An 8,210-nucleotide genomic window follows, 5' to 3' on the forward strand; every position below is an offset into this window, starting at 1 on the left:
GCGCGCGCCGTGGGCGGCTGCGTGCGCGACGCCCTGGCGCGGCGCGCGAGCGCCGACGTGGACATCGCCGCGCCCCTGCCGCCCGAGGACATCTGCACGCGCCTGCGCGCCGCCGGGCTCAAGGTGTTCGAGACCGGCCTCGCGCACGGCACCGTCACCGCCGTGCTGGACCACGCGCCGGTCGAGGTGACGGCCCTGCGCCGCGACGTGCTGACCGATGGCCGGCACGCCGTGGTGGAATGGACCACCGACTGGCGCGAGGACGCGGCACGGCGCGACTTCACCATCAATGCCATGTCGCTGGCGCCGGACGGCGCGCTGTTCGACTACTTCACCGGGCGCGCGGACCTGGCGGCCGGGCGCGTACGCTTCGTCGGCGACCCGGACACGCGCCTTGCGGAGGACTACCTGCGCGCGCTGCGCTTCTTCCGCTTCCAGGCGCGCTACGGGGTGGGGGCGCCGGACGCCGCGGCGGTGGCGGCGATCCGCCGCGCGGTGCCGGGGTTGAAGCGGCTTTCGGCGGAGCGGGTCTGGATGGAACTGAAGCGCATCCTGTCGGTGCCCGACCCGGTGGCGGCGGTGGCGCTGATGGCGGAGACGGGGGTGTTGGAGGCGGTGGTGGGCGCGAAGCCGGACCTCGCCGGTCTGGCGCGCCTGGAGTCCCTCGCGCCCCTGCGCGACCCGTGGCCGCGCCTCGTGGCGCTCCTGCCGGAACGCAATGCTCCGCTCAGGCTCGGGGAAAGGCTGAAGGCGTCGCTGGAAGAACGGCGCATCCTCGATCTCCTGGCGATGGATTTGGCGGAGGCACGGGCCAGCCGCGGCCAACCGCTCCGGTCGCCGCATGACTCGCCCGCCGGCGAAGCGGCCTGGGTGCTGTCCGGGGCCCAGCGCGCATTCCAGGACGAGACGCTTCTGCGCCGCTTCGCCGACTGGTCGCTGACGCTGCAGAATCTCGGGCGCGGGGAAACCGAGGCCGAGCATTGGAATGCCGCGCGGGCCGTGGCAGCACGCATGCCGTTGCCAGCCTTTCCGATCGCCGGCGCCGATCTCGCGGAGCGCGGCGTACCACCCGGCCCGCGCATGGGCGCTCTGCTGTCCGAACTGAGGCTCTGGTGGCGCCGTGCCGGCTGCACCCCCACGCGCGACGAAGTGCTCGCCGAACTCGCCCGCCGCATCGCCGCGGCGGGCCCCGGTGCCGATCCTGCCGAGGGGAGGGGGATGCCCGACGACGACGGCACCGGGGGCGACGGCGGGACCGCACTCGGGGGATGAGTGGGGGTCCGGCCCCGCCGTCTTCACCGGAACGAAACAAGAACTAGCATAGCGTCGCCCGGGGTTGCAAGCCCGTTAATGTGACAGCCGGTGTCCGGCGCTCGCCTCGCCGGCCAGCCCACGGCAGGGCTGACCATCGCGGCGACACCCGCCTCCCCGGCGTCCCACGCGTCCCCATACCGCCCGCGGCCAAAACCCTCTATGCCCGCCGCCCATGGCCGCCGCCCCCGCCCTCGACACCACCACCCGCGCCCTGCTCGCTCGCCTGTGGCGCGCCTATGTGGCGCAGCACCGCCGCGGCGTCGTCGTGGCGCTGGCCTGCACCCTCGGCGTCGCCGCCACCACTGCGCTCTATCCGGTGGTCATCCAGCAATCCTTCGACCTCTTTACCGAGGGGCGGCAGGACGTGCTCTGGGCCATCCCGCTGGTCATCGTGGTGGTCACCTGCCTCAAGGCGGCCGCGCAATACGGCCAGGCGGTCGCGATCCAGGGCGTGGTCCTGCGGGTGATCGAGGCGATCCAGAACGACCTGTTCCGCGCCCTCACGCGCGCCGACCTGGCGGTGGTGGCGCGCGAGGCCCCGGCCCGCCATGCCGCCCGCTTCACCACCGACGCCGCGCTGATCCGCGAGGCACTGACCAAGTCCATCAACGCCATCGCCGATGCGCTCACGGTCGTCGGCCTGGTCGCCTCCATGGTCTACCTCGACTGGCAGATGTCGCTGGTGGCGGCGCTGCTCTACCCGATCGCCGTGGTGCCGATCCTGAAGCTCGGCAAGCGCATACGGCGTGCGTCGGGCGGCATGCAGGAGAGGGTGGGCGAGGCAGCCGCCGCGCTGACCGAATCCTTCGGCGCCGCGCGCGTGGTGCGCGCCTACCGCCTGGAAGCCGCCGAGGAAGCCCGCGCCGCCGGATTGTTCGCCCGGCTGCGCGAGAGCCTCTATGGCATCGCCCGCACCCGCGCCTCGCTCGACCCGCTGCTCGAGGCGCTGGGCGGCTTCGCGGTTGCCGCCGTGCTCATCTTCGTGGGCTGGCGCGTGGCCTCCGGCGCGGGCACGCTCGGCGAGTTCACCGGCTTCGTCGCGGCGCTGCTGATCGCCTCGCGCCCAGTGCGCGCGCTTGGCTCGCTCAACGCCGCGCTACAGGAAGGCCTGGCGGGCCTCACCCGCGTCTTCGGCGTGATGGACGAGAAGCGCCGCATCCTCGACGCGCCCGATGCCGCCTCCCTGCCGTCCGGCCGCGGGCGCATCGCCTTCGAGGATGTCGGCTTCACCTATGCCGCAGACCCGCGCGCCGAGGGCGGCGCCGTGCCCGACGCCGCGCTGCGCGGCCTGACCTTCGCCGCCGAACCGGGCGAGACGGTCGCACTGGTCGGCCCCTCCGGCGCGGGCAAGTCCACCGCCATCGCCCTGGTGCCGCGGCTCTACGACGCGACCGAGGGCCAGCTGCTGGTCGACGGCGCCGAGATCCGCGACGTGACCATCGCATCCCTGCGCGACGCCATCGCCTATGTCGGCCAGGATGCGGTGATCTTCGACGACACGGCCGAGGCGAACATCGCCGCCGGGCGCCCCGGCGCGACCCGCGCCGAGATCGAGGACGCCGCCCGCGCCGCTGCCGCGCATGACTTCATCGCGGCACTGCCGCAGGGCTACGCCACTGTGCTCGGTTCGGGCGGGTCGCGCCTGTCGGGCGGGCAGCGCCAGCGCATCGCGCTGGCCCGCGCGCTGCTGCGCAACCCGCGCATCCTGCTGCTGGACGAGGCGACCAGCGCTTTGGATGCCGAGAACGAGGCGCTGGTGCAACAGGCGCTGGCCCGGCTGCGCGCCGGGCGCACCACGCTGGTCATCGCGCATCGCCTGGCCACCGTGCGCGATGCCGACCGGATCGTGGTGATGGAGGCCGGGCGCGCCGTGGAACAGGGCCGCCATGCCGAGCTGATGGCGCGGGACGGGCTCTATGCCCGGCTGGTGCGCACCCAGGCCTTCTCGGCGGAGGCGTGATTCACGCGCTGCGCGCCGCCGCGCGCGCCGGTTCATAGACGCCGCGCTCGCCCGCCGCGGGCACCAGCCTTTCGGTCAGCCCGAGCACCGTCTCCGCCCCGCCCAGGTAGACCACGCCATCCGGTGGCAGCAGGTTCGCCAGCGTGGCGAGCACGCGCGACTTGGTCGGCGCATCGAAATAGATCAGCACGTTGCGGCAGAAGATGATGTCGAAGCGGCCGAGCCCGCGCGGGTCGTCCAGCAGGTTGAAGGGCTGGAAGCGTGCCATGGCGCGCAATTCGGGCTTCACGCGCCAGCGCGTGCCGTCCTGTACGAAGTGCTTCACCAGCATCTGCACCGGCAGGCCGCGCTGCACCTCGAACTGCGTGAAGATACCTTCTTGCGCGCGATCGAGCATTTCGCGCGAGAGGTCGGTGCCCAGGATCTCGACCCGCCGCCCGGCCATGGCGGCACCCAGTTCCAGCACGGTCATGGCGATCGAATAGGCTTCCTGCCCCGAGGAACAGGCCGCGGACCAGACGCGGATGACATGCCCCGGCGGGCGCGCCGCGGCCAGCCTGGGCAGCAGCTTCCTCAGGTGCTCGAAGGGAGTGCCGTCGCGGAAGAAGGAGCTTTCGTTGGTGGTCAGCGCCTCGACCACCTCGGCGGCCAGGGCGGTCGCGCCCGGCGCGCGCAGGCGCAGCGCCAGCGCATCCAGGCTGCCGATCCCGTCGCGCCGCAGCATGGGCGCCAGGCGCGTTTCCAGCATATAGCCCTTGTCCGCGGTCAGCACGATGCCCGAGCGCTGCTTCACCAGGCCGGCGAGGAAGTTGAAGCTCTCGGGCGTCATGCCGTGACCCTGTCGGCCGCCAGCGCGGCGATGCGTTCGGCCAGCGCCTCGGGCGGTGCCAGCAGGGCAGGCAGCCCGGCGCGCGCGACGGCGCCGGGCATCCCCCAGACCACCGAGCTCGCCTCGTCCTGCGCCAGCACCGTGCCGCCGGCGGCCGCCACCGCGCGGCAACCCTCCAGCCCGTCATGCCCCATGCCCGTCAGGATCAACGCCAGCAGCCTGCCACCCACGGCGCCGACGGCGCTGCGGAGCATCGGGTCCACCGCGGGGCGGCAGAAATTCTCGGGCGGGCCGGAGGAGATGCGCGCACGCAGCCCCCCAGCCGCCGCCTCCACCAGCAGGTGCCGGTCGCCGGGGGCCAGGTGGATGCGCCCTGGCAGCAGGGCCTCGCCCTCGGTGGCCTCGGCGCAGCGATGCGGCCCCAGCCGGTCGAGGTGTTCGGCCAGCATGGTGGTGAAGCCCGCCGGCATGTGCTGCACCACCACCACCGGCACCGCGAGCCGCGGCAAGCGCTTAACCAGCGCGGCCAGCGCCTGCGGCCCGCCGGTCGAGGATCCCACCGCGACCAGGGCAGGGCGCGCCTTCGCCGCGACGGCCATGCGCGGCGGCGGGGCCGGGGCACGCGCGGGCGCCGCCTTCTCCTGCCGCTTCATGCGCGCCCAGCCGCGAACCTTGGCGATGAGCTCCGCCTTGAAGGCGGGATCCGCCGCGCCGCCCGCGGCACCCTGCGGCTTCGGCACGTAGTCCGCCGCACCGGCGGCCAGCGCCGCGATCGTCGCCTTGGCCCCGCGCTGGGTCAGCGCCGAGGCGACGATCACCGCCGCCTGCGGCGCCGCCTTCAGGATCAGCGGCAGCGCCGTCATGCCGTCCATCACCGGCATCTCGAGGTCGAGCAGCACCACGTCGGGCCGCGCCGCCGCCAGCGCGTCCAGCGCCGCGCGCCCGTCCGCCGCCTGGTGCACCACGCGGATGCCCGGTTCGGATTCCAGAAGGCGGCGCAGGATGGCGCGCGCGGTGGCGCTGTCGTCGCACAGCATCACCCGCAACTCGCCACCGAAGGCGGGCGGCAGGGTCATGCCGCCGGCTCCAGCAGGCCGGCCTGCTCGAACTTGTCGCGGATGATGTCGGCATCGAAGGGCTTCATCACGTATTCCTGCGCCCCGGCCTCCAGCGCCTGCACGATACGGGCGAATTCCGCCTCGGTCGTGCAGAGCACGATGCGCGGCTGGTCCGGCCCGAATTCCGCGCGTGCGGCGCGCAGGAAGGTGATGCCGTCCATTACCGGCATGTTGCAGTCGAGCAGCACGCCGTCGGGCAGCCCCGCGCGGCAGGATTCCAGCGCCTCCTGGCCGTCCTTCGCCTCGGTGACGGTGAAGCCGAGCCCCTCGATGATGCGTCGCGCCGCCTTGCGCACGACCAGGCTGTCATCCACCATCAGGCAGGTGCGGGTCATCTGCGCGCTCCTCTCAGCCGATCGCCAGCACGCGGTCGATCTCGAGCGCGATGACCAGCCGGTCCTTCTGCCGGTGCAGCCCGCGCGAGACCTCGCGCCAGAAGGCGTCGAGCGTTGGTGGGTTGGGCTCGAATCCGCCGGCGGGCAGCGGCACCACCTCGCCGACCTCGTCGACCTGAAGCGAGTAGAGCTCGCCCGCCTGCTCGACCACCACGCTCATGGGCGCGGTGCCGGCCTCGCGCGGCGGCAGGCCCAGGCGCAGGCGCAAATCCACCGCGGTCACGATGCGTCCGCGCAGGTTCAGGCTGCCGGCGATCTCGGGCGGGGCCAGCGGGATGCGCGTGATGGCCTGCGTGCCGAGCACGTCGCGCACCAGAAGCACCGGCACGGCGCAGCACTGGCCGGCCACGGTCAGGGTCAGGAGGACATCCTCCTCCCGCTCCTGGCGATGCGGCGGCACGGCGGTGCGCGGCGCAGGGGCAGCGGCGATCTGTTCCATGTCCCGTGTCCTTCAGGCCGCGAGCCGCGCCGAGAGGCAGTCCTACAGCGACTGCAGCAGCGCATCGCGGTCGTATTTCGCGACATAGTCGGTGAAGCCGGCCTCACGGCCCCGCACAACGTCGGCGGGCTCGGCGCGGGAAGAGAGCGCGATCAGCGGCATCGCCTCCCATGCACCCCCGGCGCGCACCGCGTGCGCGAAGGCGATGCCGTCCATCTCCGGCATCTCGATGTCGGAGACCACGGCGTCGAAGGCGTGCCCCTCCTCGCGCAGGCGCAGCGCCGCGGCGGGGCCGTCCACCGCCATCACCTCGTAGCCGGCGGCCGAGAGCGCGGGCACGACCAGGTGGCGGAAGAAGGCGCTGTCCTCGACCATCAGCAGGCGCGGGCGGGCGCTGCGCGAGGCTGCCGGCCGCGCAGTGCGGAACCAGTTCTCGCCGGCCTGCGCGAGCCACCAGGCGGTGTCGAGCACTTCCGTCACGCGCCCCGCGACCACCGCCGAGCCGATGAAGCCCGCGCGGCCGGAGCCCGGCTGGATGTCCAGCCGCTCGTCGATCACGTCCAGGATCTCGTCGACCATCAGCCCCATGGCACGGTCGTTCTCGGTGAAGACCAGCACCGCCTGGCGCGCTGCGCCCTCCGGACGGAACGAGCCCGGCGAGACCGGCACCAACGGCATGAGCCCGCCGCGGTACTGCACCACCGGCGTCGCGCCCGACATCTCGATGCGCTCGGCCGGGATGTCCTCGAGCCGCGCGACGAGGCCGAGCGGCACGGGCTTGGGCGTCTCGTCCCCGGCGCGGAACAGCAGCAGCGAAGCGCGCGCATCGGAGCGCAGCCCGGTACCCGCAGTCGCGGCCCGCCGCGCATCCTCGCTCGGCGCATCGGCGCCCACGCTGGCGGCGCGGCCGATCCCGTTAGGGTCGAGGATCATGATGACCGACCCGTCGCCCAGGATGGTGTTGCCGCTGAACATGGTGACGTGGCGCAGGATGGGGGCCACCGGCTTCACCACGATCTCCTCCGTGTCGAAGACACGGTCGAGGATGATGCCGAAGGCCTGCCCGCCCACCTGCATCACCGCGACGAAGCCTTCTGCCGCGCCGGCCGGTGCCGGCAGGCGCAGCAGCCCGGCAAGCGAGACCAGCGGCAGCAGCCGGTCGCGCAGGCGCAGCACCGGCGCGTCCTTGATGCGCTCGATCCGTGGCGCGCCGTCCTGCCCGCCGGCGCCGGCGCCCGCGTTCGCGCCGCCCGCGGCGACGCGCACCAGCTCCACGACGCCGATCTGCGGCAGCGCGAAACGCTCGCCCCCGGCCTCGACGATCAATGCCGAGACGATGGCGAGGGTGAGCGGGATCTTGATGGTGAAGGTGGTCCCGCGCCCTTCCCTGGACGACAGTTCCACCGTTCCGCCGATCTTCTCGATGTTGGTCTTGACCACGTCCATGCCGACGCCGCGGCCGGAGACCGAGGTCACCTGCTGCGCGGTCGAGAAGCCGGGAGCGAAGATGAAGCGCAGCACCTCGCGTTCGCTCATCTGGGCCAGTTCGGATTCGGTCGCGAGGCAGTTGGCCAGCGCCTTGGCGCGAATGCGCTCGACCGGCAGGCCGCGGCCGTCGTCGCCGACCTCGATGATGATGTGCCCGCCTTCGTGATAGGCATTGAGCAGGATGCGCCCGGTCTCGGGCTTGCCCGCGGCACGGCGCTGCTCGGGCGTCTCGAGGCCGTGGTCGCCCGAATTACGCACCATGTGCGTGAGCGGGTCGCGGATCAGCTCCAGCACCTGGCGGTCGAGTTCGGTCTGCGCGCCGCGCATGTCGAGCTCGATCTTCTTGCCCAGTTCGATCGACAGGTCGCGCACCAGGCGCGGCAGCTTCGACCAGGCATTGCCGATCGGCTGCATGCGCGTCTTCATCACTCCCTCCTGCAGGTCGGAGGTGATGTGCGACAGCCGCTGCAGCGGCACCGCGAAGGCGTCGGACTGGTGTGCGCGCGCGAGCTGCAGCAGCTGGTTGCGGGTGAGCACCAGCTCGCTCACCAGCATCATCAGGTCTTCCAGCACATCGACCGAGACGCGGATGGTCTGCGGCGCGGCGATGCCGCCGGCAGCCTCGGCGGCATGCGCTTCGGGCACGGCGGCGGCGGGCGACGGTGCG

7 protein-coding genes are annotated in these 8,210 nt (G+C 72.9%); 2 read left to right on the forward strand and 5 right to left on the reverse strand.

The features are described from left to right. Positions 1-1,272: CCA tRNA nucleotidyltransferase (locus tag HW578_RS28325; RefSeq protein WP_198372382.1), on the forward strand; the 1,272-nt coding region annotated here is incomplete at its 5' end. Between the two features lie 214 nt (positions 1,273-1,486). Further along, entirely contained in the window at positions 1,487-3,274 is a 1,788-nt protein-coding gene (locus HW578_RS19510; protein WP_198372383.1) for an ABC transporter ATP-binding protein, read from the forward strand. Position 3,275: 1 nt separating this feature from the next. Here HW578_RS19510 and HW578_RS19515 read toward each other — a convergent pair whose 3' ends face one another. The 5 genes from HW578_RS19515 to HW578_RS19535 all read right to left on the reverse strand — a co-directional run. Then, positions 3,276-4,103, reverse strand: a complete 828-nt coding sequence (locus tag HW578_RS19515; protein WP_198372384.1) for a CheR family methyltransferase — start codon at positions 4,101-4,103, stop codon at positions 3,276-3,278. After that, a complete protein-coding gene (gene cheB, locus HW578_RS19520) occupies positions 4,100-5,179 on the reverse strand; it encodes a chemotaxis-specific protein-glutamate methyltransferase CheB (RefSeq protein ID WP_232479133.1) in 1,080 nt (359 codons plus the stop codon). Before cheB ends, HW578_RS19515 begins: the two co-directional genes overlap by 4 nt. Next, complete coding sequence (locus HW578_RS19525; protein WP_198372385.1) at positions 5,176-5,556, reverse strand: response regulator; 381 nt, start codon at positions 5,554-5,556, stop codon at positions 5,176-5,178. Before HW578_RS19525 ends, cheB begins: the two co-directional genes overlap by 4 nt. Positions 5,557-5,569: 13 nt before the next feature. Beyond that, positions 5,570-6,055, reverse strand: coding sequence for a chemotaxis protein CheW (locus tag HW578_RS19530; RefSeq protein WP_198372386.1), 486 nt, complete (start codon positions 6,053-6,055; stop codon positions 5,570-5,572). Between the two features lie 42 nt (positions 6,056-6,097). After that, positions 6,098-8,210, reverse strand: a 2,113-nt coding sequence (locus HW578_RS19535; RefSeq protein WP_232479134.1) for a hybrid sensor histidine kinase/response regulator, incomplete at its 5' end; no start/stop codon positions are given.

The organism is Roseomonas rosulenta (genome assembly GCF_016106005.1).
In the GTDB taxonomy this organism is placed as follows: domain Bacteria; phylum Pseudomonadota; class Alphaproteobacteria; order Acetobacterales; family Acetobacteraceae; genus Neoroseomonas; species Neoroseomonas rosulenta.

Bases quoted from the DNA above. Each gene is read 5' to 3' on its own strand.
- HW578_RS19510 (WP_198372383.1), top strand. From the start codon at position 1,487: ATGGCCGCCGCCCCCGCCCTCGACACCACCACCCGCGCCCTGCTCGCT.
- HW578_RS19515 (WP_198372384.1), bottom strand. From the start codon at position 4,103: ATGACGCCCGAGAGCTTCAACTTCCTCGCCGGCCTGGTGAAGCAGCGC.
- cheB (WP_232479133.1), bottom strand. From the start codon at position 5,179: ATGACCCTGCCGCCCGCCTTCGGTGGCGAGTTGCGGGTGATGCTGTGC.
- HW578_RS19525 (WP_198372385.1), bottom strand. From the start codon at position 5,556: ATGACCCGCACCTGCCTGATGGTGGATGACAGCCTGGTCGTGCGCAAG.
- HW578_RS19530 (WP_198372386.1), bottom strand. From the start codon at position 6,055: ATGGAACAGATCGCCGCTGCCCCTGCGCCGCGCACCGCCGTGCCGCCG.